Genomic DNA, 24,166 nt, shown 5'->3' on the forward strand with positions numbered 1-24,166 from the left:
CCGTCAGGCGGGTGCTCCGCTCCCGGGCGGGAGGTGGACGGTCATGATCAGGTGGCAGGTCCCGGTGCCGGAGCCGCGGTAGGTGTGCGGGGCGTCGGCGTCGAAGGTGGCGGTCTGGCCTGCCGCGACGGGGTACTCGGTGCCGTCGACGACCAGGGTCATCCGGCCCGTGGTGACGCTGACGGTCTCGACGACCTGCGGCTGGTGCGGATGGCTGGGGTACTCCTCGCCGGGCTCCAGGCGCCAGCGCCAGACCTCGACCGGCGCGGGGCCGGAGGTCGTCAGCAGCAGCCGCGCCTCACCGCCGTGCGGTCCGGTCCACAGCGGGGTCACGGCGTCGGCGGACGCCACCCGCACCCGGTCCTCGGCGGGCCCCTCCAGCAGGGCGGAGACCGGGACGCCGAGGGTGTCGGCGAGCCGGACGAGGGTGGCGAAGTTCGGGTTGCCCTGGGCCTTCTCCAGGCCCACCAGGGCGCCCTTGCTCACCTGGGCCCGCCGTCCCAGCTCGTCCAGGGACAGACCGGCGCGGGTGCGCGCCGCCTTGACGTTCTGCGCGAGCGTCCGCAGGGCGGCCTCCGTCTCGGCCATCCGATCACCCTCCTCGTGGCCCCCGGTCTCCCCGGACGGGCCGCAGCCGGTCATGAGCGGAACGCCGTCCCGTATCGCGGTCGGTCGGTTGACACGCATCGGTCGTTTGGTTGTACGGTGCGGTCGTTCCGTTGACATAGTAAGGGAAGTACCGTGATCGCTCTGCTGCTGGCCCTGGGCAGCTCCCTCGCCTACGGCTGTGCCGACTTCCTCGGCGGTCTCGGCGCCCGCAAGGCCCATGTCCTGCGCACCGTGATGATCGCCGCCCCGGCCAGCCTCACCGTCGAACTGCTGCTGTGGCCGTTCCTCGGCGCCTCGTTCGGCCCGGCGGCCCTCGGCTGGGGCGCCGCCTCCGGCATCGCCTCGGCCGTCGCCTTCGCCCTGCTCTACCGCACCCTGGCGATCGGCCCGATGAACGTGCTGTCGCCGGTCACCGCCCTGGTCTCGGCCGCCCTGCCGGTCGGCGTGGGCCTGTTCCAGGGGGAGCGGCCGGGCACCGCCGCCCTCGTGGGACTGCCGCTCGCGCTGCTCGCGGTGGTGCTGGTCAGCGCCGGACACGGCGGCGGGGGCCGCCCGTCACGGACCGCGCTGCTGCTCGCCCTCGGCGCGGGCGGCGCCATCGCCCTCCAGCTGGTCTGCCTGCACCAGACGCCGTCCGGCAGCGGTGTCGCGCCGCTGATCGTCGGCCGGGCGGTCTCCTCGGCCCTCACCCTGACCGCGGCGGGACTGCTGCGCCACCGGCTCGGCACCGAGCGCCCCGCCTACGCGATGTCGGCGGGCGCGGGCGTCCTCGACTCGCTGGCGAACCTGCTCTTCCTCCTCGCCGCCCGCAGCGGCGACCTCACCGTCGTCGCCGTGATCACCGCCCTCTACCCGGCAGGCACCGTCCTGCTGGCCCGCGGGGTGCTCGCCGAACGCATCCACCGGGGCCAGCTCGTCGGCCTGGGCACCGCCGCCGTCGCCGTCGGACTCCTCGCCCTGACGTGACGGACCGCACCGCCCGGACCCCGCGCCCGCCGGCCCGGACCCCGAACCGCCTCCTACCGATCAGGAACCACCCATGACCGTCCTCCGCCTCGCCCCCGCCGTCGCGAACGCCTTCCCCGGCACGCTCCTCGCCCTGGTCACCGCCGCCGGACTGCGCGGCCGTACGCCGTGGCCCGGTACGGCCGCCGCACTGGACGAGCTGGAACGGAGCTGCGCCGAGGACGGCTGGCGGCCCGCCGATGAGAGCAACCCCCGCATCGCGGCATGGCACACCGCCTACCGCTCCTTCGGCACCAACCCGCGCCGGGTCCGCCCCAGCGTCGACGCGCTCGGCCGCCGCCTCGCCAAGAAGGGCGCCCTGCCGCGCATCAACCCGGCGGTCGACACGTACAACGCCGTCTCCGTCCGGCACGGACTGCCCGCGGGCGCCTTCGACCTGGAGCGCGTCACGGGCGACATCGACATCCGGTACGCGGACGGCACCGAGTCCTTCACCCCCCTCGGCGCCCCCGACGCGGTGGAGCACCCGGCGCCCGGCGAGATCGTCTACACGGACACCACCGGCGTCCTGACCCGCCACTGGAACCACCGGGACGCCCACCGCACCCGCGTCACCGAGGACTCCGCACACGTCCTCTTCGTCCTCGAAACCCTCCGCGCCCCGGACGACGGTCCCCTCGTCGAGACCGCCGCCGCCGAGCTGGCGAAGCTCCTCGCCCCGCACGCCGACCGGACCGCCGTGACGTATCTCGACCCGTCCCGGCCGCGGGCCGCCGTCCGGCTCTGACCCGTCCGGCGCCGGGACGGCCGTGCCCGCCCCGGCACGGGCACCGCCCTCACCCGTCCGCGCCGCTGCGCGCCCCTCGCCACCGCCGACGCGCCCCGCCGGGTCGACGTCGTCCGCGCCGGAGATGACCCCGGCCTGGACGGCGCCGCCCGCTGGTGCGGGGGCGTCAGCAGCTGCACGCGCTGGAGTTCACCGGCGACCACGACGGCAGCCGTGTCTTCCGGCACCGCAACGACGAGTTGCTGTACGTCGCCGACGGCAGCGCCGAGGTCGAGGCCGAGGGCCGCACCCACCACCTGGAGCGCGGCGACACCCTCTACCTCACCGGCGGGGTCCGCCACCGCTGGCGGGCGCGCGAGGAGGGCACCCGCGTCCTCGTCGTCGCCGTGGCCGACCACACCGAGATCGTGACGGATCCCGGCGCCTGACGGACCCGGCGCCTGACGGGCCCCGGCATCCGGCGGGCCGGCCGCCCGGGGCGCCGTGCGGGCGGCCGGCCCTTCGTCAGCTCTGTTGCCGGCGGAGCCGGCGCATCTCGCGGTCGACGCTCCAGGCGTCGGCGACCGGACCGAGATGGCGGAGCTTGTCCGGGTTGAGCACCCCGCGGACGGTCTGCACCCGCCCGTCGAGCACGTCCAGCACCAGCGTGTGGAGCACCTTGCCGTCCCCGGTGCGGAAGACCGCGCCCGGATGGCCGTTGATCTCGTGCGGTTCGAGGACCACCCCGACCCGGGACATCCAGGGGAAGACGGAGCCGAGCAGCCGGGCCACCTTCTCGGCGCCGATGACCGCGCGGGCCAGCTGCGGGGCCTTCCCCCCGCCGTCGCCGATCATCGTCACGTCCGTGGCGAGCAACCGCTGGAGACCGTCGACGTCCCCCTCCCGGAGCGCCGCGAAGAACCGGGACGCCAACTCCTCCTGCTCCGCGCGGACCGCGGCGAACCGCGGCCGCCCGTCCGCCATGTGCCGCCGCGCCCGCACCAGCAGCTGACGGCAGGCCGCGGGCGACCGCTCCACCGTGGCGGCCACCTCGTCGAACCCGAAGCCGAACACCTCCCGCAGTACGAACACCGCCCGCTCCAGCGGGCTGAGCCGCTCCAGCAGCAAGAGCGCCGCCATCGACAGCGAATCGGCCAGCTCCGCCGAGCGTTCCGGGTCCTGGTACGGATCGCTCAGCAGCGGCTCCGGGAACCACGGGCCCACATAGGCCTCTCGCCGTACCCGGGCCGACCGCAGCACATCGATGGCGATCCGCGTCACCGCCGCCGACAGATACGCCTTGACCGACGCGGGCCGGGTCGCCGCGCCGTCGAACCGCAGCCAGGTCTCCTGGACCGCGTCCTCCGCCTCCCCGACACTGCCCAGGATCCGGTAGGCGAGCGAGAAGAGCAGCGGCCGCAGCTCCTCGAACTCCTCGACCTTGTTCACACCGCGTCCTTCCCGTGGAGCTGCCCCGGTACGTAGTCACCGGCGGGCTGCCGGGTGAGGACGTTCAGCCGGTTCACCATGTTCATGAACGAGATCAGAACCACCAGGGCGGTGAGCTGTTCCTCGTCGTGGTGCGCGGCGGCCCGCTCCCACACCGCGTCACCGACCCCGCCGGCCGCGTCCGCGACCCGGGTGCCCTCCTCGGCCAGTTCCAGCGCGGCGCGTTCCGCCTCGGTGAAGACCGTCGCCTCCCGCCACGCCGCCACCAGCGCCAGCCGCACCGCGCTCTCCCCGGCGGCAGCCGCCTCCTTGGTGTGCATGTCGAGGCAGACCGCGCAGCCGTTGAGCTGGCTCACGCGCAGCGCCACCAACTCCTGTGTCGCGCGGGGCAACGGCCCCTCCCGCAGTGCCAGCCCCGCGGCCATCAGATGCCGGAAGGACCTCGGGGCGTCCGGGCCGGTCGTGAAGTTCAGGCGTGCGTCCATGGTGTGCTCCTCCGTACTCGTCGATCACTCCGTACCTGGGACGAGACGGTGCGGCCTCCTGTGACACGTACCGGTGTGAGCTGCGCCTCATCCGGCGGCGGTGGCCCGGACACGTGCCGCGGTGCCGGGGCCGGTCGCCCCGGGCGGCGGCCCCGGCGGGGGACACCCTAGGGTTCTCGCCTGTGACCGAATCTGTGACCGACTCCTCCCGCTACCTCGAAACGACGGCGGACGCCTACGACGCCGTCGCCGGGCTCTACGCCGACCTCGTCCGCGATTCGCTCGACGGGCTCCCGCTGGACCGCGCCGTGCTCGCCGCCTTCGCCGACCTCGCCCGGACCCCCGACCCCGGGCCCGTCGCGGAACTGGGGTGCGGTCCCGGCTACCTGACCGCGCACCTGCGGGACCTGGGGCTGGACGTCTTCGGCGTCGACCTGTCGCCGGCGATGATCGAACTGGCCCGGGAGACCTACCCGGACCTGCGGTTCGAGGTCGGCTCCATGGACGCCCTGGACCTGGCCGACGGCACGCTGCGCGCCCTCGTCTCCTGGTACTCGGTGATCCACACCCCGCCCCATGAACTGCCCCGGTACTTCGCCGAGTTCCGGCGGCTGCTGGCGCCGGGCGGCCATCTCCTGCTCGGCTTCTTCGAGTCGGAGGGCGGGCCGGTCACCCCGTTCGACCACAAGGTCACGACCGCCTACCGCTGGCCGATCGACGGTCTCGCGGAACTGGCCGACGGAGCCGGCTTCAGCGAAGTGGGCCGGATGCTGCGCGAACCGGGCGAGGGTGAACGGTTCCGCCGCGGCCATCTGCTGCTCCGCAAGGGCTGAGCCCGGACCGGGCGCCCGGCCCACCTGACCGGCGTACGGCACCGCGTGCCGTCCGGGGCCGGGCCCCGGGCCCTCCCGGGACGCTCAGCTCCCGCCCCTTCCACGGCCGTCCGGCCTGCCGTCTGCTTCCCGGCCGGACGGCCCGCCACCGCCTGTATCCCGACCGGATGGCCCACCACCCTCCCCGCCGGACGGCCCGCCGTCGCGCCCCGGGGCGAGGACGCTCCCGCGTGCACCGGCCGGGCCCACGCGTCCCCGCCCGCCCAGGCCGGGCCGGGGCGCCTGCCGGGCCGCACCGCCACGCCGGTCGACGGCCCCGACGTCGGTGAATTCCCTTACCTGGAAGCTGAGTTGTCCGGCCCGCGCGCCCGGTTCCGCGTCGCTCCGGGCCCCGTCGCCCCGGACGCGCTCCGCCGCGCGGCCTCCCTCGCTGCCGTCCGGGCTGCTTCCGTCACCCCGCCGCGCACGGGTTCGCGCTTCCCGGTGACGCGGTATGGACGCGCCGAGCGCCACAGCTCTAGCCTGAGGTTGGTCTAGACCGCAGCTGGTTCCGCGGTCCCTTTCGCGTGCCGTGGTGTTCCAACGGCCTGTGTGGCGGCGCCGCCCGACAGGCCCGCTCGGTAAGGCAATTCCCCCACAGCGGCTGTCCGCTGCCCGGTGTTCCGGCGTCCGGTGTGTCCGTCCGGCCCCGCCGCCCGGCGACGGCGCGGCCGCGCGAAGGAGTTCCGGATGAGATCACGTATCGCCGCCCTGCTCAGCGCCGCCACCCTGGCCGCGGGCGTGGCCGTACTGGCCCCCGCCGCCCCCGCGGGCGCCGCGCCCGGGTGCGCCCCGACCGCCCTCACCTGCACGAAAGCCGCCACCAAGGCCGAGGGATTCGTTGTCAGCGAGGCGCAGTTCAACCAGATGTTCCCGAACCGGAACGCGTTCTACACGTACCAGGGACTGACCGACGCGCTCAGCGCCTACCCGGCGTTCGCGAACACCGGGAGCGACACGGTGAAGCGGCAGGAGGCCGCGGCCTTCCTCGCGAACGTCAGCCATGAGACCGGCGGTCTCGTCCACGTCGTGGAGCAGAACACCGGCAACTACCCGCACTACTGCGACGCCACCCAGCCCTACGGCTGCCCCGCGGGCCAAGCCGCCTACTACGGACGCGGCCCGATCCAGCTGAGCTGGAACTTCAACTACAAGGCGGCCGGTGACGCGCTCGGCATCGACCTGCTGAACAACCCGTCGCTGGTGGAGAAGGACCCGGCCGTCGCCTGGAAGACCGCCCTTTGGTACTGGAACACGCAGAAGGGTCCGGGCACGATGACGCCGCACGACGCGATGGTCAACGGCGCCGGTTTCGGCGAGACGATCCGTGCCATCAACGGGACCCTCGAATGCGACGGCGGCAACCCCGATCAGGTGCAGAGCCGGATCAACAGCTACCGGAGCTTCGTCGAGATCCTGGGAACCGTGCCCGGCGACAAGCTGAGCTGCTGAGCGCGCGAGCGGCGCCGCCCAGGCGGTGAGCGGCCCGTGCGCCGGGCCGGGACCCGCAGGTCCCGGCCCGGCGCACGGACCCGCGGCATCCGCCGCTCTCCCGTCAACTCCCGCTGGATCCCGTTAACTTCACCGACAAGGCCGTGAAGTCGTACGCGCCCTGCGGCACGCTGCTGCACGTACCGGACGTCTTGCCGTTGTTGTCCGGCAGGGTGCACGGGCGGTTCCGGTTGACCGACCAGTTCGTCAGACGCGCCATACGGTGGGAGACCGCGAAGTCCAGCACCTTCTGGAAGTCCTTCCGGGTGAAGAGCGTCCGCCTCGCGGGCCCGTGCCCGTGCCCGCGCCCGTGAAAGCCTCTCCTCAGGATTTCGCCTCTCCCAGCCGGAACCTCTGTGCGGCGGAGCCGTCGCAGTCCGCGAGGTGTAGCCGGGTGCCGTTGGCGGTGGCGCCGCCGGGGGCCTCCAGGCAGCGGTCGGACCGCGGGTTGCGCAGCGAACCGTCGGCGCGCTGCTGCCAGACCTGCCCGCCGGCGCCGTTGCAGTCCCACAGCTGGACGGGGGTGCCGTCGGCCGTGCCGTCGCCCTCGATGTCCAGGCACCGGCCGATCGTGCTCAGCGAGCCGTTGTCGTGGTGGTGCCAGTGCTGGTCCTCGGCGTAGGTCTGGCAGTCCCAGAGCTGGACGGCGGCGCCGTTGGTGCCGGTGTCGTCCGCGGCCACGTCCACGCACCGGCGACCGGGACCGGTGATCGTGGACCGGGGGCCGTTGGGCTCGTCCGTCCGGCCCAAGTAGCCGACGGAGACGATGTTGGCCTGGACCGCCTTCTCGGCCGCGTCGGTCGGGTAGCCGGCGACCATCACGCCCTCGAAGAAGGTGCCCCGGTTCCCGTTGCTGTTGTCGCCGCCGGTGCCGAGGATGATGCCGCCCTCCTGCCGCATCGGTTTGTAGCCGCCGCGGTCGGGCAACGGCCCGTCCCACCAGGTCGACAGTGCGCCCTTCTGCGCGTCACCGCCCTTCAGGGCGTACGTGGTGTGCCCGTCGTTCTTCAGCACGGCCGTCACGAAGGGGCTCGCGTTCCCGGCGTTCGCGGGGTTGGAGCCGTTCGCGCCCTGGAGCATGCCGTTCTCCAGATCCGCCTCGACCCACGGGCCCACACCGCTGCACGGCGCGAAGTAGCAGGTCGTGGCGATGCTCACGGCGTCCATATGGCCGTTGCCGGTGTCCGCCGGGGTGGCCTCGGCGTTGCCGTAGTCGAAGCAGCAGGCGGACCCCACATGGGTGCCGCTGGCCACCATGTAGGCGCCTTCGGACTGCCCGTTGACGGCGGTGCCCGAGCCCGCGCCGTGGTTGCGGTAGCCGACACCCGGCGAGATCCAGATGCCGTAGACCTTGTGGCCGCCGGCCCGCACCGCGATCTCGTCGGCGTCGGCGCCGCGGTCGGGCCCCGTACCGGCGGTGCCCGCCGGCCCCGGATCGAGATCGTTGTGGCGCGCGGTCTGGTCGTAGACCCGGGTGATCGCACAGGTGGTGTCGGAGCAGAACGCGTCCTGGCGGGCGGCGTCGGCGTAACCGCCCCGGGACAGCGGACCGATGTCAAAGGTGGCGCCGTCCGACGCCCGGGTCACCTGGTAGAGCGGCCCGTCGTAGGACGCCAGCAGGGCGCGGGTGGTGCTGTGTGCGGCGACGCACGGCGTGCCGGTCCCGCCGTAGATGTCGCACGGCAGCGGGGCTGCCGCCTGCGACACCGACGGCAGCCCGATCAGCGCGACGACGATCCCCAGGGCCGCCAGCGCGGTCAGCAGATGCCGTCGGCGACTGCGCCCCGGCGGCCTGAGGAGGGTGTGCGGGGCGGCGGATTTCCTGGTGCGCATGGTGTCTCCCCGGTGAGCCGGTACGGAGTCGGAGCGCAACCAGCCTACGCAGCACGGGAGTTCACCGACCGCGCGATGTCGGCCGGAGTCACCGGCCGCCGTCCGTCACCCGTCCGGTCACGTGCGGTCCGGGCCTGCGGCCGGCGCCCGGGGGCCGCCCGTTGCGCACCGCCAGGAGTCACCGTGCGGCTCCCCGTTTCCGTAAGCCCGTGCCGGCGGCGGTCGGCGGTGTGGTGGCCGTGACCGCCGCGCGGCGGAAGGGCGGCGGCGTGGAACCGTTCCGTGGCGCGAGTGCTCATATAGGGGGAACGGGTGTGCGGATGCGGGCATGTCTGCATGCGTCCTCACGCACACCGCGAGTCATGCACGACCTGAACACGACGCACGTCAACTGGTGCCTTTTCTCACGGTACTTGGGATACGAAAGGTCTGCTCGATGAAGATTCGCCGTGCCCTGACGGCCGCCGCCGCGGCGGCCGTGATAGGGCCCGCAACCGTACTGGCCGCGCCCGCCGCGTCCGCCGCGGAACCGGTGTCCGGGGCCGGTCCCCGGACGACCGCCTCCCCCTCCCCGGACGGTGACGGGGCCGACCGGCCCGCCCCGGGGACGTCGCCGACCGCCACGCCGACCGCCGGGGAAACACCCGCGGGGAACGGCGGCGCGGGTGAGGACACCGGCTCCGGCGAGGACACCGGCGGTTCCGGAGGGACGGACCGGTCCTGCGCTTTCGAGTCCGACCAGCTGAAGGTGGCCGCCGAGGGGCTGCCGCGTGAACTGGTCGCGGGCGGCGCCTGGTCCTCCTTCACCCTGAAGGTCAGCAACACCACCGGCAAGGCCCTGGAACAGGTCCAGCCCTACCTGGAGATGGCCTCCTCCGAACAGGTCGACCGGCCGGCCTGGGAGATGGAGATCGAGTACCACGACGCCAGGACCGGGAAGTGGGAGTCCTTCCACGACAAGACCTCCGGGGAGGTGTTCGGCACCTTCGCCCTCGGTGCCCACAGCACCCGCACGCTCGAACTCCGCACCCACATGGTCAAGACCGCCAAGCCCGGCGCCGGATACGCGGTCGTCGCCGGTGACTTCCGCAACGGCGACGGCTCCTGCGGTTCGTCCAAGGAAGCCTGGTCCGACCTCAAGCTCCTGCCCGCGGGCACCGGGCCGACGCAGTCCCCGACCGGCAAGCCCGGAAACCCGGACGAGCCGGGCGCCACGGCCACCCCCGGCCAGGGCGCCGGTTCCGGCGGCGGGACGGGCGGCGGCTCCGGCTCCACCGGCGGCGGCCTCGGCGCACAGGGCGGCGGCCACCTCGCCGTGACCGGCTCCTCGTCCGCGCTCCCGCTCGCTCTCGCCGGCGCCGCCGCGGTGGCCGCCGGTACCGGCGCGGTCATCGCCGTACGCCGCCGCCGGGTCGCGTCCGCCCCGGGCGCCGCCGCGTAGCCCGACCGGGCACCGGACATCTGACAACCCGAGGACCTCACGGCCTTCCCCCGCACCGGAGGCGGAGGCCCGGGGCCCGACGAACGAGAAGAGAGCTTCATGAAACTGCGCCGCGCACTGCCGGCCACGGCCGCCACGGCCGCCCTGATCCCCGTGGTGCTCGCCGCCGCGCCCGCCTCCCAGGCGGCCCCGGCCGGGGAACTGCCGTCCTGCAACGAGGTCGGGAGGCCCTACGACAACTCCCTCGTGGGCCGCGCGTTCGGCATCCCCGCCCGGGTCGGTCTCGGCGAGTGGACGACGTACACCGCCACGGTCTCCAACTCCTCCGCGCGGGAGCTGAAGTCGTTCCAGCTCCAGGGCGACCTGGGCAGTTACGTCTACAACCCGGGCGAGCAGGACCTCACCAGGTACAGCGACATGCAGTACTGGGACACCTCGGAGAACGCCTGGAAGACCCTGCGCAAGGCCAACGGCGACGCCGGCGGCCCCATCCCGGGCCCGGCAACGCTGAAGCCCCGCGAGTCCGTCCACATGAAGCTGCGGTTCCGGGTGCACAAGGACCTGCCTCTGGACCACGCGTACGACGGGCACACCGCCCTCCAGGGCACGTTCGTCGAGAACTACAAGGGCACGGACTGCCAGGTCACCAGTGGTGCCGGCGGCGGCTTCTCGCCTCCCACCGCCTGATACCCGCGGGAGCCGCCGCCGTCAGGGCCGGGCGGCGGCTCCCCGGGGCGGAACGGGAGGCCGGGGCCGGGGCCGGTGCCGTCAGGCCGGGTTCCGCTTGCTTGAAGCGCACTTCAAGGTCATAGCGTTGCGAGGGCCGGACCGGAGATCCCACGCGTCGACGCGTCATTTCCGCACGACCAACTGAAAAAAGGGGGTAAGTGGTGGACAACCACTTCGCCACGAACGCAGAACTTTTCGATCTGAGGGGGAAACGCGCGCTCGTCACCGGTGGCACCCGAGGCATCGGAATGATGATCGCGCGTGGCCTTCTCCAGGCGGGCGCCCGCGTGGTCATCAGTTCACGCAACGCAGAAGCGTGCGCTCAGGCGCAGGAGCGGCTCGCCGCATTCGGTGAGGTGCGGGCCATCCCCGCCGACCTGTCCCGTCACGACGAGTGCCGGCGGCTGTCCGACCTCGTCACCGCCGACTCGGAGCGTCTCGACATCCTCGTCAACAACGCGGGCGCCATCTGGGACGAGCCGCTGGAGACATTCCCGGACGCGGCCTGGGACACGGTCGTCGACCTCAATCTGAAGGCGCCGTTCTGGCTGGTCCAGGCGCTGCTGCCCGCACTCCGCGAGGCGGGCACCGCCGACGATCCCGCGCGGATCATCAACATCGGCAGCATCGCCGCCATCCACATCCCCCAGCGGCCCAACTACTCGTACTCCAGCAGCAAGGCCGCACTGCACCAACTCACCAGAGTGCTCGCCAAGGAACTGGGACCGCAGCACGTCACCGTGAACGCCGTGGCGCCGGGACCGTTCCCGTCGGAGATGATGGCGGCAGTCCTCGACGAGTTCGGCGAGGCGATCGCGGAGTCGGCTCCACTGGGCCGGATCGGCCGCGACGACGACATGGCGGGTGTCGCCGTGTTCCTCGCCGGCCGGGCAGGCGCATACCTGACGGGCACCGTGATCCCCGTCGACGGCGGCATCGCCACCACCGCGTAGGCCGCCGAGGGTCTGTTGACGAGAGCTGACCCCGATCGTTGGTGATCACGCCCGGTGGGAGGCGAGGGCCTGACGGACGGCCAGTGGGCCGGCTCTGACCAGCACTTTCGCAACAGGCCCTAACCGTGGAAGGCGGTGGTCGACCTGAGCGGGGCCCGCTCGGTCCGCACCCGGTTCACCGGCGCCGCCTCGTCGGCGTACCCGAAGGAGACGCCGACGAGCAGCTTTCCTCCGGTGACGTCGAGTTCGGCGCGGACGGTGTCGGCGTAGAAGCTCAGCAGTCCCTGCGGGCAGCTGTCCACGCCGTACGCGGTCATCGCCAGGAGCAGCGTCTGGAGATAGGCGCCGGCGTCCGCGGCCAACCGGGCCTCTCCGTCACCGTGGACGAAGAGGAAAGCCGCGTGGGGAGCGCCGTAGAAGCGCAGGCTCTCCGCGTCGTAGGCCGCGCGTGCCGTGTGATCGTCGGGGCCGATGCCCAGCGCCCCGTACAGCTCGGCGCCGAACGCCGCCCGGCGTGCCCGGTGCACCGGCGCGTACATCCCCTCGGAGTACGGGAGGTCCACCGAGGTGCGCCGTTCGGCGTGGGCCGTCCGCAGCGCGCGGGCCAGGCGCCGGCGTGCCGCGCCGCTCACCACTTCCACCTGCCACGGCTGGGTGTTGGAGTTGGACGGCGCGGCCCCGGCCAGCGAGAAGATCGCGCGCATCGTGTCCTCGGGCACGGGCTCCGGACGGAACGCGCGGGTCGCGTGACGGCCGCGGATCAGCTTCTCCGCGCAGCCGCTCAGCTCGGTGGGGACGCATCTGCTCGATCCGCTCATGGCACTCCTCGGTGACGAAAGGCTCAGGTAAACGATGACGTTTACCTACGGAGTCACAGTAGCGCACCGTGCCGACCCGGGTAAACGGACCCGTATACTTACTTCATGAATACGACCGTGAGTACGGCGACCGCGGCGTCCCGGCGGCGAGGGCGCGGCGGACGGGAGCGCGTTCTGGCGGCCGCCGCCCGGCTGTTCGCGACCCAGGGCATCAGCGCGACCGGCATGGAACAGATCGCCGAGGAGGCGCCGGTGTCCAAGCGGACGCTCTACGCGCACTTCCGGACCAAGAACGATCTCGTCATCGCCCATCTGCGGGGCCTCGCACTGTCGGGGGCCACCCTGGAAGCCGTGCTGACCCGCGAGGGCATCCCGCCGCGCGACCGGATCCGCCGGTTGTTCGACCCGCCGGTGGCGGACGCGGCTCCGGTGCGCGGGTGTCCGTTCATCGACGCCGCCGCGGAGTTCCCCGACCCGGAGAGCGCGGTGCACTCCTACGCCCGGGAGCAGAAGCTGCGCATGGTACAGCTGATCGTCGCGGTGGTGACGGAACTGGGCTGCCGCGACCCCCTCCCGCTCGCCGAGCAACTGGCCACCCTCGCGGACGGGGCGGCCAGCCGCGCCATGGTGCTGGACGAAGCCGACTACGGCCGGCACGCGCGAGCGGCGGCGGAAGTCCTCCTCGACCAGGCCCTGACGGGAGACAGGGGAGAGGTGACAGAGGCAGGAGAGTCAGGAAAGGGCTGACGGGAAGGTGTTGCCGGCCCCGAGTGCTCCCGCCCGGGGGCCGGCGACACCTCTCAGCGCACCCCGAACGATGGATGCGGGCCGGACACGTCAGCCGCGTGGACGCGGGGAGGCCGGGTACTTGGCGAACACGCCACCCGGGGAGCCCGCGGTGGCGCTCCCCGTGAGCGTGCCCGCCAGGACCGGTGCGGGCGTCCGCTCACAGATCCGGATGCTTCGTCGCCACGTGGTAGTAGCCGGAGTGGAAGACCAGCGGGGCACCGCCGTCCGCCTCGTACTGCTCGACCTCGCCGAGGAAGATGACGTGGTCGCCGGCGTCGAGGCGCCGCACGGTGCGGCACTGGAAGCGGGCGACCGCACCGTCCAGCAGCGGGGTGCCGGCGAGGCCCGGGGTGGTGGGGACGCCGTGGAACTTGTCGTCGGCGGGGGTGGCGAACTGGCGGGAGAGATGGTGCTGGTCCGCGGCGAGGACGTGGACGGCGAAGTGGGTCGCGTCGGTGAAGTCCGGCAGGCTCGGGCTGTTCTTGCCGGGGCACCACAGGACGAGCGGCGGGTCCAGGGAGACCGAGGTGAAGGAGTTCGCCGTCATCCCGATGGCGCGGCCGTCGGGGGCGCGGGCCGTCACCACCGTCACGCCGGTGGCGTACTGGCCCAGCGCGCGGCGCAGTTCACGGGCGTCGAAGCGGGCGGCGTGCCGGGTGCGCCGCTCGGCGAGGAAGCGGTGGGCCTCGGCCTCCTCGAACCACCAGCGGTAGAGGGTGCGCGGATCGTCGAACCCGGCGGCGAGGGCGGACGCGACCGAGGGGATGCCGGCCGCCGCCGTCAGAAGCTCGCGGTGGTGCGGACGCAGGTCGGTCAGCAGGGAGTTGGTCCAGCCGACGGCCCACTGCGCCCAGCCGCGCCAGAAGGTGTCGAAAGTGCGCTGCATCCACTGCGGGGTGAACGCCGCGTCGCCGTGGCGGAGGATGCTGTCGAGGTAGTGGGCGGCGGCCTGCGCCGCGTTGTTCGCCCCCTGGCCGGTGACCGGATCGTTGAGGACGACGGCGTCGGCCATCCCGAGGACGTGCCGGCCGGACGCCAGCCGGGCGACGGGGTGCCGGACGGTCGGGGTGACCCGGCCCCGCAGCACCCCGCCCTCGTCGGTCAGCCGGGCGTGGCGGTGCCGCTCGTACGCGTCGGGGAAGAAGCGGTGGAGGAGCTCCAGCGAGCGGGCGAGGTGTTCCTCGGGGGTGCGGATGTCGTCCCAGCAGTCCATCGGGCCGCCGGGGACGCCCTCGAAGACCAGGATCTCGCAGGGGCCGGTGGTGGTGAGGGCGGGGAAGGAGAAGAACTCACCGATGCCGGGGACCATCCGGTAGTGGACGGCGGCCTCCGCCTCCCGCGGCGCCGACCCCGTGAGGTACGTCAGCGCCAGCGCGCGGCGCGGCCGGTCGTACGGGGAGTGCTCGGCGTCGCGCGGGAAGAGGCGGCTCAGCTCGCCCTTGCCGGTGGAGACCACGACGAGGTCGTGGGTACGGGCGTACCACTCCAGGTCGTGGACGCGTGCCTCGTGCAGGACGAGTTCGCCGCGGCCGTCCGCGGCGAACCGCTCCAGCCAGGCGGCGCACTTGACCCGCTGGTCGACGGAGCGGGCGGGGGCCTCCAGCGGCGCGTGCCAGGTGACGTCCGGTGTGCCGTGCGGGCCGATCAGGGAGAACGTGATGCCGCCGATGTCCGGGGCCCGGCCTTCCCAGTCGTGCAGGCCGAGTTCGCGCTCGCTCTGCAGCGCGGTGTCGAACATGCACTGACTGGACATGACCGGGCCGCGGCGTATCTCGTCGGGGCCGCGATCGGTGACCAGGGTGACGTCGTAGCCGTGTGCCTGGAGCCCGAGGGCCAGTTGGGCACCGGCCTGCCCGGCGCCGATCACCGCGATCCTTCTCATGTTCCGCTGTCCCGCTCTCGTTCCCCGGTGCCGTTGTGCTCGTTCCGGCGATCGCTCAGGAAGCCGTCTCCGCGAGGTAGCGCTGCGCCGCGGCCGGGTCCATGAACCAGTGGAAGAAGTCCCGCGGGTCGTCGAAGCCGTTGACGAAACGGGAGGCGACACGGGGGTTGGCGCTCGCCGCGCCGAACAGCTCCAGGACGTGCTGCGGCGGGGCGCCGAGCATCGCGTTGGTCCAGGCGGTCGAGGACTGCGCGTTGTCCCAGAAGCGGCCGAAGGCCAGCTCCATGAAGGCCGCGTCGTACGGGCGCTCGCCCTGGTCCAGGATGGCGGCGAGGTAGGCGGCCGCGCACTTGGCGGCGTTGTTGGACCCCTGGCCGGTCACCGGGTCGTTCAGGACGACGACGTCGGCGAGGCCGAGCACCCGCGCGCCGGAGGGCAGCGTGGCGACGGGCTTGCGGACGGTCGGGGCGAAGCGGCCCGCGAGGGTGCCGTTGGGGTCGGTGAGCGCGACGCCGGTGCAGCGCTCGGCCTCCCACGGGACGTAGGCGCGCAGCAGCTCCTGGAACGTCGCCAGCTGCTGTTCGGGGGCGAGCCCGCCGAAGCGGTCGAGCGGGCCGCCCGGGATGCCCTCGAAGAACATGATGTCGCAGGGGCCGCTGGTGGTCAGGCTGGGCATGGTGAAGTACTCGCCCGCGCCCGGCACGACGTTGAAGCTGACGCCGGGCCGGTCGGGCAGCGGCTCCATCCCGGTGACGTACGCCAGGGCCAGCGCGCGCTGCGGGGCGTCGTACGGGGAGCGGCGGGCGTCCCGCTCGAACAGCTTGGCGATCTCGCCCTTGCCGGCCGCGACGATCACCAGGTCGGACTCGGCGGCGTAGCGCTCCAGATCCGCGATGCCGGCCTCGCGGAATTCCAGCCGGCCGCCGCGGCGCGCGAACTCGCCCATCCAGAGCGGCATCTTGACCCGCTGGTCGACGGAGCGGGCGGTGGCGTCGAGGCGGGCGCTGAAGGACAGCGCCCGGCCGCCCTGTCCGTCGGCGATGTTCACGCCGAGTCCGGCGATCGGCGGGCAGGCGTCGCCCCAGAAGTCGAGGCCGAGGCTGCGCTCGTGGGCCAGCGCGGTGCCGAACATGGCCTGGCTGGACATGACCCGCCCCTCGCGGATCTGGTCCCCGGTGCGGTTCGAGACGAGGGTGACGTCGTAGCCGTGGGAGATCAGGCCGATGCCGAGCTGGAGACCGGCCTGACCGGCTCCGACGATGGTGATCTTGCGCATGAGGGGCCTCCGGGGCGGGGTGTGCGGTGGGACGGGGCCGCGCCGGGCGGGCGTGGCGGCGGTCGGGGACGGGATGCGGCTGCCCGCCGGAGGGGTGGGCGGGCAGCCGCGGGCGGCCGGGCGACCCGGGGGACCGGGGGGGACGGGCCCGGGGTGTCCGGCCGGTCGGCGGGGCTCACCGGCGTGGCGGTGCGGCCTCGGGTACGGGCGAGGTGCCGGGCGGGGGAGCGGCGTCGGGCGGTGGCGCGGCCCCGCCCGGGACGGCGGTCCGGGCGACGGCGGTGACGCGGGGCCCGCGGCGCGCGAGGGCGGCGGACCGCCCGCCGGGCGTGGTCCGGTCGCCGCGCGGGGCGGTCCGGCCCGGCACTGCCTGCATCGTTGCTTCCCTGCTTCTTCTCGGATCCGCGGCGGTCAGGGATCCACCTTGGTATGGCAAGATCATCGGCGCTATCCGGATTACGCGGGTCGCTGTCCCGAACGCGCATCTCGGCGGTGGAGGTCCACATGCCCGTTGCGGAGCCCCTGCTCGCAAACCATCAGCGTTTCCACACGGCGGACATATGGGAGGCGCGGGCCGAGGTCGGCCGCGCCTTCTGCCCGCACGAACTGCGCATCACGCAAGCCTCGGCGACGCTCGACGCCCGCCTGCACGGCACCTCCTTCGAACGCACCGGGCTGTACTACCTCGACTACGGGACCGAGGTCCGGATCACCCCGGGCGATCTGGAAAGCTTCTTCCTCGTCCAGATCCCGCTCGCCGGGTACGCCGAGATCACCTGCGGCCGCGAGGAGATCGTCTCCTCACCGGAACTCGCCTCCGTCCCCTCTCCGACCGGAAAGCTGGACATGCGGTGGGGGAGCGGAAACCCGCAGCTCATCGTCTGGTTCGACCGCACGGCCCTCGAAGCGCACCTGGGCAGCCTGCTCGGCCGCACCGTGCGCCGCCCGATCCGTTTCTCCCTCGGCATGGACCTCACCGCGGCGGGCTCCCGCTCCTGGCTCAACGTCGTCGACCTCATGCGCCGGGAGGCGGAGGGGCCCGGCGGGATGACGGACCAGCCCCTCGTGATGCGGCAGCTGGAGGCGCTGTTGATGACCCAGCTGCTGATGGCCCAGCCGCACACCTACACACCCGCGCTCCTCGGCGAGCAGCCGCGCGTCGCGCCGCTCGCGGTCCGCCGCGCCATGGAGGTCATCGAGGGGCACGCCGCCGAACCGCTCACCGTCGCGGAGATAGCGGAGTACGTCGGCGTCGGCGTCCGCGCCCTCCAGGACGGCTTCCGCCGCCACCTCGACACGACGCCCCTCGCCTATCTGCGCGAGGTCCGCCTCGACCGGGTACGCAAGGAACTCCTCGCCTCCGACCCGGGCACCACGACCGTCACCGCCGTCGCCTCCCGCTGGGGCTTCCTGCACCCGGGACGCTTCGCACTCGCCTACCGGCGGCAGTTCGGGGAGCCGCCGTCGGAGACGTTGCGTGCGTAGGGGCGCGCCGAGGGCCGGACGGAGCCGGGCACCCGGCGCCGGACCGCAACGGAAAGAATCACCTGCGACCGGTCCGGGGCCGATCGTCCCAGGAAGGGGGGCGACATGAGGACGCACAGCCGTACAACCGTGGCTCCGCCCCGCTGACCTGGAAGGACCGAACGATGGTGATCACCACCGAACGCCTCCGGCTGCGCCCGCTCACCTCCGCCGACGCCGACTGGTGGGTGCGGCTCCACGCCGACGAGGAGGTCAGCCGGTACGTCGGCAGCTACACCCCGGAACGGGCCGCCGCCCGGCTGCACGCCATCCAGCAGCAGTGGGAGCGGCGCGGCCACGGCCTCTGCGCCGTCGAACTGCGCGGCACCGGCCGACTCATCGGGCGCAGTGGCCTGAACTGGTGGGAAGAGTTCGACGAGACCGAGATCGGCTGGACCTTCGCCCGTGCCCACTGGGGACACGGCTACGCCACGGAAGCCGCCCGAGCGGTCCTCACCTGGGGTTTCACAACGCTGGGGCTCGACCGGATCACCGCCATGATCCACCACGGCAACACCGCCTCCGCCACCGTCGCCCGGCGCCTGGGCTTCACCCCGCGGCGCGAGGACACGGTCCTGGACCGCCCCTGCACCGTGTACGCCCTGGACCGCGACGCCTTCCCGGCACCGCCGCCCGGAGGCGCCCGTACCGGGACCTGACCGGCCCGCGCCGCCGTGACGGTGCGCCTCCCGGGAGGCGCGCGGCCGGGCGGCGGGTGCGGCGCGGTGGCCGGGTGCCGCCGCCCGGACTCCCGCCCCCGGCCCGCGGCCCGGCCTCTACTATCGTTCGATGTTTCGTCGGCGGGCGCCGGGCCCCAGGTGCCGGTGCCCGCCGCGCCACACCCACCGCCCGACCCACCACGACGACGTGCGCCGCACGGCGAGGGCCGGGCAACGAGGAGAGGAACGATCATGCGCGCCCGGAGCATCGGCGCGGCCGCCGCGACAGCATTGGCGCTGGTGGCTGCCCGAGACCTCGTCCAGAAGAAGCACGCACTGCTCAGGAACTTCCCGGTGATCGGGCACGCCCGGTACCTGCTGGAGACGATCGGGCCGGAGCTGCGGCAGTACATCGTGACCTCCAACGACGAGGAGCGCCCGTTCAGCCGCGATCAGCGCACCTGGATCTACGCGTCGGCGAAGGAGGAGAACAACTACTTCGGGTTCGGCACCGACAACGACGTCGAGCACGTCCAGGGCCACGCGTACCTCAAGCAGCGCACCTTCGCCGGCGACCTGCCCGATCTGCACGATCCGCTGGCCCCGCTGCCCTCGGCGAAGATATTGGGCGGGCCGCGCGGCCGCGCCAAGGCGTTCCGCCCGGCGAGCGTCGTCAACATCTCGGCGATGAGCTTCGGCTCGCTCTCCGGCGCGGCGATCACCGCGCTCAACGAGGGCGCGGCGCTCGCCGGAGTGATGCACAACACCGGCGAGGGCGGCCTCTCGCCGTACCACCGCAACGGCGGTGACCTCATCCTCCAGATCGGGACGTCGTACTTCGGCTGCCGCAACGAGGACGGGACCTTCAACCTCGACAAGCTGAAGGCCGTGGTCTCCGGCGCCCCGGTCAAGGCGATCGAGATCAAGCTGTCCCAGGGCGCCAAGCCCGGACTCGGCGGGATGCTGCCGGGCGCGAAGGTCACCCCGGAGATCGCCGGGATCCGCGGCATCCCGCTCGGCGAGGACTGCGCCTCCCCCTCGCGGCACACCGCCTTCCACGACGTCGACTCGATGCTCGACTTCGTCGAACTGCTCGCCACCGAGACCGGTCTGCCGGTCGGTATCAAGAGCGCGGTCGGTGAGCTGGACTTCTGGCAGGAGCTGGCCACGCTGATGGCGCGCGGTGACCGCGGCGTCGACTTCGTGACCGTCGACGGCGGTGAGGGCGGCACCGGCGCGGCGCCGCTGACCTTCGCCGACTCGGTGTCGCTGCCGTTCCGGATGGGCTTCTCCCGGGTCTACGGCACCTTCGCCGAACGGGGGCTGACCGATGACCTGACCTTCATCGGCTCCGGCAAGCTCGGTCTGCCCGAGAACGCCGCCGTCGCCTTCGCCCTGGGCGTCGACATGATCAACGTCGCCCGTGAGGCGATGCTCTCCATCGGCTGCATCCAGGCGCAGAAGTGCCACACCGACAAGTGCCCCACCGGCATCGCCACCCAGAACCCCTGGCTGGCCCGCGGCCTGGACCCGGCCTCGAAGGCCACCCGCGCCGCCGTCTACCTGCGCACCCTGCGCAAGGAACTGCTGAAGGTCTCATCGGCCGTCGGCGTCGCCCACCCGGCGCTCCTCACCGCCACCGACATCGAGATCATGAACGGTGACTACGAGGCCCGCACCCTGGCCGGCGTCTACGGCTACAAGGACGGCTGGGGCGCCCTCGGCCCGGACCTCGCCCGGGAGATCACCGAACTCCTCACCCGCAAGCCGGACGCCGCGTAACGCGTAGCGGGACCTGCCGGGCGCCGGCGGACCGGCCGTGACGTCCGGCCCGGTCCCCGGCGTGCTGCGCGGCCGCCGCCCGGCAGCCGCTCAGCGTCCCCGCTCCGCCCGCCGCTCACCCCGCGGCGGGCGGAGCCACGCACACCTCGCCGCCCGGACGGACCATGATCCGGAAGGACGGCTGCGGCGCGGTCGCGGGGCCGCGTACCACCGCGCCGTCCACGAGGCGGAACACGCTGGCGTGCCAGGGGCACTCCACACATCCGTCGAAGAGCCGCCCGCCCGACAGCGGTCCGGCCTGGTGGCTGCACCGGTCGGCCAGGGCCAGGATCCGGCCGTCCGCCTCCCGTACGACGAGGACGGGCACCTCGCCCGCCATCCGGCGCACCGCCTGCCCGACGGGGAAGTCCTCCAATTGCCCGACCGGATGCCAGCGGTCCGCCACGAGATCGGACACCGACGCGGTCTTGTTCGTGCCCGCGCCCAGCCGGTACGCCAGATGGCCGCCCAGCATGCCGCCCGCCCCGGCCGCCGCCAGCCCGAGGAAGCCGAGCGCCTTGCCCCGCACAGCGCGGCCACGGCCGCGCTGCACCCAGGAGGCCGCGTACAGACCGGTCGCCGCGGAGCCCGCCACGGCGTGCACCAGACCGGCGCGCCGCTGCTCCGTCTGGAGCTCCGCCCAGTCCAGCCAGCCCGCCACCGCCGCGGGCGCCGCGGCCAGGACCCCGGCCCCCACCAGGAACCGCGCCTCGCGCCGCGCACCGGGCAGGGAGTCCAGCGCCGCCGCGGACAGCCAGGCGCCGAGGGGCAGTTGGACCAGCGCGGGATGCAGCGGATGGCCGATCGGCAGTCCGTGCGCGACATCCCGGAAGCGCCCCAGCCCCACGGCTCGCACCACTCGCGCGAGCGGACCGGCGACCAGATCGAGGCGGCTCATCCGCCCCAGCCGGTCGAGGGACCGCACCACGGCCGCGGAGAGCGACGGATGTCCGGGCGCCTCCACCCTGTCGCCGGTATGCACGGGCCGGTCGTGCCGAACGCTCGTCCTGCGCACTGTCGCTCACCCCTTCCGCCACGGCGGCGGACCGGGCGGGCACCGGACGGCGCATCTCCCGGCCCCGTACGGTCGTCTTCTTCCACCATAAGGACGGGTGGGGCGGCCCGCACGCCTGGCGGTCCGCACGCCCCGGCGGGCGTGCGCCTGCCGCCGCGCCACCGGCCGCGGCTGTTCCCGCCGTGTTCCGGCGACCGGCCCCGCACCCGGTCGTGACGGAGCGGCCGGGGCGCCGGTGACCCGCCCACCGGGCGCCCGGCCCGCCGCGCGCCCGCGCCGGTGCGCCCGGAGCCCGGCGCCGCGCGGACGGCCCCCGGGAGACGCGACTTGGCCCGCGCCTGGGGCCTGTGGTCGCATGGTGGCGATGCTCTCCGACGAACCTTCCGCAGACCCCGAGGCCCGCATACCGGCGGGCCGCACCACCCCGCACGACCCGGCCACGGACCCGCCCGCTGACGTACCGTCACCCCGGGTCCCCGAAGAGCCGGACACCCCGCCGGCCCGGGAAGCCCCCGTCGACGCCCCGGCGGCTTCCGCCACGGGCGCCGGCGACGCAATGGTGCCCCCGCGGGCCGGTCGCCGACCGCGCCGCCTCGTGCGGAGAACCGTGAAGACGGCCGCCGCACTCGCCGTCGTCCTGGCGTTCCTCGCCCTCGGCGACCGGTGGGCCGTGCTCTACGCGGAGAACGTGGCCGCGCAGCAGGTGCAGAAGGCGCTGAACCTGCACGCCGCACCCGAAGTGCACATCGACAGCTTCCCGTTCGTCGGACAGGTCCTCACGGGCGACATCGACCACGTCGAGGTCAACGTCCCCCACGTCGACGCCGGGCCGGTCTCCGTCGCCCAGGTCAAGGGCACGGTGGACGGCATCCGGATCGTCGGCGGCCTGCCGTCCTCCGTGAAGGGCGCGGTGCTCGGCCGGGTGCGCGGCGACATCCTGCTGGACTTCGAGGACCTCGACCGCGAAGTGGGTGCCTCACAGCTCCACCTGACGCCCGGCCCCGGCAGGAACACCGTGCTGGCCGGCGGCGCCCTGCCCGTGGGCGGCACCCGGGCCCGGGTCGAGGGACGCGCACGTCTGGAGCGCACCGGGGACCGCGGTCTGCGCCTGACCGTCCAGGACACGCGCGTGGTGGTACCCGGCCTGCTCACGTACGTACCGGGCAAGGGCGGCGGCCTGCAACTGACCGCCCCCGTCGCCGACAGGATGGACGAGGACGAGCTGCGGCAGGCCGCCGGGAGGCCCGTCAGCCCGCGGCAGCGGATGACGGGCCACATGCTCGACACCCTCGTCGAGCATCCCTCGCTGCTGAAGCCCACCGGCATCGACCCCTCGCTCGTCCGGGGCCTGCGCAAACTCCGGGAGCCGAAGGTCGCGGAGCGGATGGAGTTCTCCGCCCGGCTGCCGGACGACCTGCCGGGCGACCTCCGGCTGCGCGCGCTCTCCGTGACGAAGGACGGCATCCGGGCCCAACTCACCGGCACGGACGTACCCGTGGGCTGACGGCGGCACGCCGAGGACACGGACCCGGCCACGCACACCCGGCGCCGGCGCGGCGGACCGGAACGGGGCGGTGGCACGGACGCGGACACGGCGTCCGTGCCACCGCTGTTCTCCGGCCGCCGCCCGCCGTGAGCGCCGTACCGGCCGGATCACGGGCCGGTCGCCACCGCCGTCGTGGTCATACGGGGCGAGGTGAACCAGTGCGTGGAGTCGCCGGTCGACAGATGGTAGGAGCCCCACTTGAGGTAGCTCCTGGTGCCGTCGTAGGTGGTGCCGGTGTACCGGGTACTGCCGTCGGCGAACTTCTGCTTCTTCCCGTCGAACCACAGCTCGACGGTGCCGTCGGTGCGGCCCTCGCGGAGTCTGAGGGTGTAGGAGTGCCAGGTGCCGTTCTCGACCGGCGCGGTCCACAGCGGCACCGCGGTGTGGTCGTGGGTCCACGCCTGGAGCCGGACGCGGGCCGAGGTGGCGTCCAGCTCCACCGGATGGTTCGCCGTGCCGCTGCTCGGACTGCACTTGAGCTGGAAGATGTACCGGTTCTTGCTGTCGCGGATGTCCGTCCTGGACGACCAGCTCAGCGAGAAGACGCTGCCGGGCTCCAGGTCCGGTCCGACCGCCTCGCACCGCTCCTGACCCCCGGGCTGCCGGGCGCGCCAGACCTTCCCCTCGGCCGGATCGCGCACCACCCCGAAGCTGCCTCCGGCGCACTGGACACCGGGGAACGCGGACGGTCCGGCCTCGATGTCCGGCGTCCACAGCACCCGGCGGGGCGCGGACTCCGCCGACGCCGACCCTCCCGGAAGGGCGGTGGCCGACAGCGCCATCAGCCCGGCCGTCACCGCCGTCGTCCATAACGGTGTGCGAAGTGAGCGGGCACGTGACATGGGAACTCCCCGGGGCCGGTGGACCGTACGGCAACGGCCGGAAGTGTGACGGGCGCCCCGGGGGATGTACACCCCGCGGTACGGATTCCGTGCCGGAGGTCCGGGCGGCGGCGTGAGCGACCCGCACCGAGGAGAGACCGGGGGAAGGGCGCGAAGAGAAGGGCCGAAGGGCCCGAAGGAAAGACCCCACCGAGGAGGCTCCAAAGAGAAAGGCAAGGAGAAACGTCTCCCTGCCAGTTTCAAGATATAGCGCACAGGGGGGCTTGCGGCAAGGCCCCGGGGATGCCGCACAATCGTCGGCCACGGCCATGACCTGCGCAAACAGCGGGTCGACGGGGTGGGCCACCGCCGGCGTCAGGGATGTACGGGACGCGGCGGTGAGCCACCGGTACGGCTGCGG

General features: G+C 73.4%; 22 protein-coding genes and 1 pseudogene. 13 read left to right on the top strand and 10 right to left on the bottom strand.

Annotated elements, in window-relative coordinates; translation table 11 throughout:
- Positions 1-3 precede the first annotated feature (3 nt).
- Positions 4-588 (bottom strand): helix-turn-helix domain-containing protein, encoded by a 585-nt coding sequence (locus ACZ4M8_RS11895; protein ID WP_467605918.1) that lies wholly within the window; start codon positions 586-588, stop codon positions 4-6.
- Between the two features lie 153 nt (positions 589-741).
- Between ACZ4M8_RS11895 and ACZ4M8_RS11900 the strand changes: the two genes are divergently transcribed.
- From ACZ4M8_RS11900 to ACZ4M8_RS11910, 3 genes and pseudogenes are all read left to right on the top strand, one after another.
- Positions 742-1,575: an EamA family transporter gene (locus tag ACZ4M8_RS11900; RefSeq protein WP_467605919.1), complete on the top strand. Its 834-nt coding sequence runs from the start codon at positions 742-744 to the stop codon at positions 1,573-1,575.
- Between the two features lie 73 nt (positions 1,576-1,648).
- A complete protein-coding gene (locus tag ACZ4M8_RS11905) occupies positions 1,649-2,362 on the top strand; it encodes a B3/B4 domain-containing protein (RefSeq protein ID WP_467605921.1) in 714 nt (237 codons plus the stop codon).
- A gap of 75 nt (positions 2,363-2,437) precedes the next feature.
- Positions 2,438-2,790: pseudogene (locus tag ACZ4M8_RS11910) on the top strand (cupin domain-containing protein); the annotation flags it as partial.
- A gap of 76 nt (positions 2,791-2,866) precedes the next feature.
- Here the strand turns inward: ACZ4M8_RS11910 and ACZ4M8_RS11915 are convergent.
- Positions 2,867-3,790, bottom strand: a complete 924-nt coding sequence (locus ACZ4M8_RS11915) for an RNA polymerase sigma-70 factor (RefSeq protein ID WP_467605923.1) — start codon at positions 3,788-3,790, stop codon at positions 2,867-2,869.
- Complete coding sequence (locus ACZ4M8_RS11920) at positions 3,787-4,275, bottom strand: carboxymuconolactone decarboxylase family protein (protein ID WP_467605925.1); 489 nt, start codon at positions 4,273-4,275, stop codon at positions 3,787-3,789. The genes ACZ4M8_RS11915 and ACZ4M8_RS11920 overlap by 4 nt, the downstream gene beginning before the upstream one ends.
- Before the next feature lie 194 nt (positions 4,276-4,469).
- On the opposite strand from ACZ4M8_RS11920, the gene ACZ4M8_RS11925 reads away from it, so the two are divergent.
- Complete coding sequence (locus ACZ4M8_RS11925) at positions 4,470-5,108, top strand: class I SAM-dependent DNA methyltransferase (RefSeq protein ID WP_467606534.1); 639 nt, start codon at positions 4,470-4,472, stop codon at positions 5,106-5,108.
- Between the two features lie 729 nt (positions 5,109-5,837).
- The gene (locus ACZ4M8_RS11930) at positions 5,838-6,599 is read left to right on the top strand and encodes a chitinase (protein ID WP_467605926.1); all 762 of its coding nucleotides are present in this window, start codon (positions 5,838-5,840) and stop codon (positions 6,597-6,599) included.
- Between the two features lie 103 nt (positions 6,600-6,702).
- Here the strand turns inward: ACZ4M8_RS11930 and ACZ4M8_RS11935 are convergent, their stop codons facing one another.
- Positions 6,703-6,885, bottom strand: a complete 183-nt coding sequence (locus tag ACZ4M8_RS11935; protein WP_467605928.1) for a hypothetical protein — start codon at positions 6,883-6,885, stop codon at positions 6,703-6,705.
- Positions 6,886-6,962: 77 nt separating this feature from the next.
- Positions 6,963-8,471: an arabinofuranosidase catalytic domain-containing protein gene (locus ACZ4M8_RS11940; RefSeq protein ID WP_467605930.1), complete on the bottom strand. Its 1,509-nt coding sequence runs from the start codon at positions 8,469-8,471 to the stop codon at positions 6,963-6,965.
- Between the two features lie 436 nt (positions 8,472-8,907).
- Between ACZ4M8_RS11940 and ACZ4M8_RS11945 the strand changes: the two genes are divergently transcribed.
- From ACZ4M8_RS11945 to ACZ4M8_RS11955, 3 genes are all read left to right on the top strand, one after another.
- The gene (locus ACZ4M8_RS11945) at positions 8,908-9,912 is read left to right on the top strand and encodes an LPXTG cell wall anchor domain-containing protein (RefSeq protein WP_467605932.1); all 1,005 of its coding nucleotides are present in this window, start codon (positions 8,908-8,910) and stop codon (positions 9,910-9,912) included.
- A 99-nt stretch (positions 9,913-10,011) separates the two neighbouring features.
- Entirely contained in the window at positions 10,012-10,599 is a 588-nt protein-coding gene (locus ACZ4M8_RS11950; protein ID WP_467605934.1) for a hypothetical protein, read from the top strand.
- A 200-nt stretch (positions 10,600-10,799) separates the two neighbouring features.
- Positions 10,800-11,594, top strand: a complete 795-nt coding sequence (locus ACZ4M8_RS11955; RefSeq protein WP_467605935.1) for an SDR family oxidoreductase — start codon at positions 10,800-10,802, stop codon at positions 11,592-11,594.
- 119 nt (positions 11,595-11,713) lie between these two features.
- On the opposite strand, the gene ACZ4M8_RS11960 is transcribed toward ACZ4M8_RS11955, so the two are convergent.
- Positions 11,714-12,412 (bottom strand): nitroreductase, encoded by a 699-nt coding sequence (locus ACZ4M8_RS11960; protein ID WP_467605938.1) that lies wholly within the window; start codon positions 12,410-12,412, stop codon positions 11,714-11,716.
- 105 nt (positions 12,413-12,517) lie between these two features.
- On the opposite strand from ACZ4M8_RS11960, the gene ACZ4M8_RS11965 reads away from it, so the two are divergent.
- Positions 12,518-13,159: a TetR/AcrR family transcriptional regulator gene (locus tag ACZ4M8_RS11965; RefSeq protein ID WP_467605940.1), complete on the top strand. Its 642-nt coding sequence runs from the start codon at positions 12,518-12,520 to the stop codon at positions 13,157-13,159.
- A 199-nt stretch (positions 13,160-13,358) separates the two neighbouring features.
- On the opposite strand, the gene ACZ4M8_RS11970 is transcribed toward ACZ4M8_RS11965, so the two are convergent.
- Both ACZ4M8_RS11970 and ACZ4M8_RS11975 read right to left on the bottom strand, forming a co-directional pair.
- Positions 13,359-15,083, bottom strand: coding sequence for a styrene monooxygenase/indole monooxygenase family protein (locus ACZ4M8_RS11970; RefSeq protein ID WP_467605943.1), 1,725 nt, complete (start codon positions 15,081-15,083; stop codon positions 13,359-13,361).
- 55 nt (positions 15,084-15,138) lie between these two features.
- On the bottom strand, positions 15,139-16,359 hold the full coding sequence (locus ACZ4M8_RS11975) for a styrene monooxygenase/indole monooxygenase family protein (protein WP_467605945.1): 1,221 nt from the start codon (positions 16,357-16,359) through the stop codon (positions 15,139-15,141).
- Between the two features lie 504 nt (positions 16,360-16,863).
- Between ACZ4M8_RS11975 and ACZ4M8_RS11980 the strand changes: the two genes are divergently transcribed.
- From ACZ4M8_RS11980 to ACZ4M8_RS11990, 3 genes are all read left to right on the top strand, one after another.
- Positions 16,864-17,844 carry an AraC family transcriptional regulator gene (locus tag ACZ4M8_RS11980; protein ID WP_467605946.1) on the top strand — a complete coding sequence of 327 codons (981 nt, stop codon included), beginning with the start codon at positions 16,864-16,866 and terminating at the stop codon, positions 17,842-17,844.
- 164 nt (positions 17,845-18,008) lie between these two features.
- A complete protein-coding gene (locus ACZ4M8_RS11985) occupies positions 18,009-18,542 on the top strand; it encodes a GNAT family N-acetyltransferase (RefSeq protein ID WP_467605947.1) in 534 nt (177 codons plus the stop codon).
- Positions 18,543-18,794: 252 nt separating this feature from the next.
- A complete protein-coding gene (locus tag ACZ4M8_RS11990; RefSeq protein ID WP_467605949.1) occupies positions 18,795-20,324 on the top strand; it encodes an FMN-binding glutamate synthase family protein in 1,530 nt (509 codons plus the stop codon).
- A 115-nt stretch (positions 20,325-20,439) separates the two neighbouring features.
- Here ACZ4M8_RS11990 and ACZ4M8_RS11995 read toward each other — a convergent pair whose 3' ends face one another.
- Positions 20,440-21,345, bottom strand: coding sequence for a Rieske 2Fe-2S domain-containing protein (locus ACZ4M8_RS11995; protein WP_467605950.1), 906 nt, complete (start codon positions 21,343-21,345; stop codon positions 20,440-20,442).
- Positions 21,346-21,985: 640 nt separating this feature from the next.
- Here ACZ4M8_RS11995 and ACZ4M8_RS12000 point away from each other — a divergent pair.
- On the top strand, positions 21,986-22,882 hold the full coding sequence (locus ACZ4M8_RS12000; RefSeq protein ID WP_467605952.1) for an LmeA family phospholipid-binding protein: 897 nt from the start codon (positions 21,986-21,988) through the stop codon (positions 22,880-22,882).
- A gap of 149 nt (positions 22,883-23,031) precedes the next feature.
- On the opposite strand, the gene ACZ4M8_RS12005 is transcribed toward ACZ4M8_RS12000, so the two are convergent.
- A complete protein-coding gene (locus ACZ4M8_RS12005; protein WP_467605954.1) occupies positions 23,032-23,721 on the bottom strand; it encodes a heparin lyase I family protein in 690 nt (229 codons plus the stop codon).
- Between the last annotated feature and the right edge of the window lie 445 nt (positions 23,722-24,166).

The organism is Streptomyces sp. NPDC027185 (genome assembly GCF_055567035.1).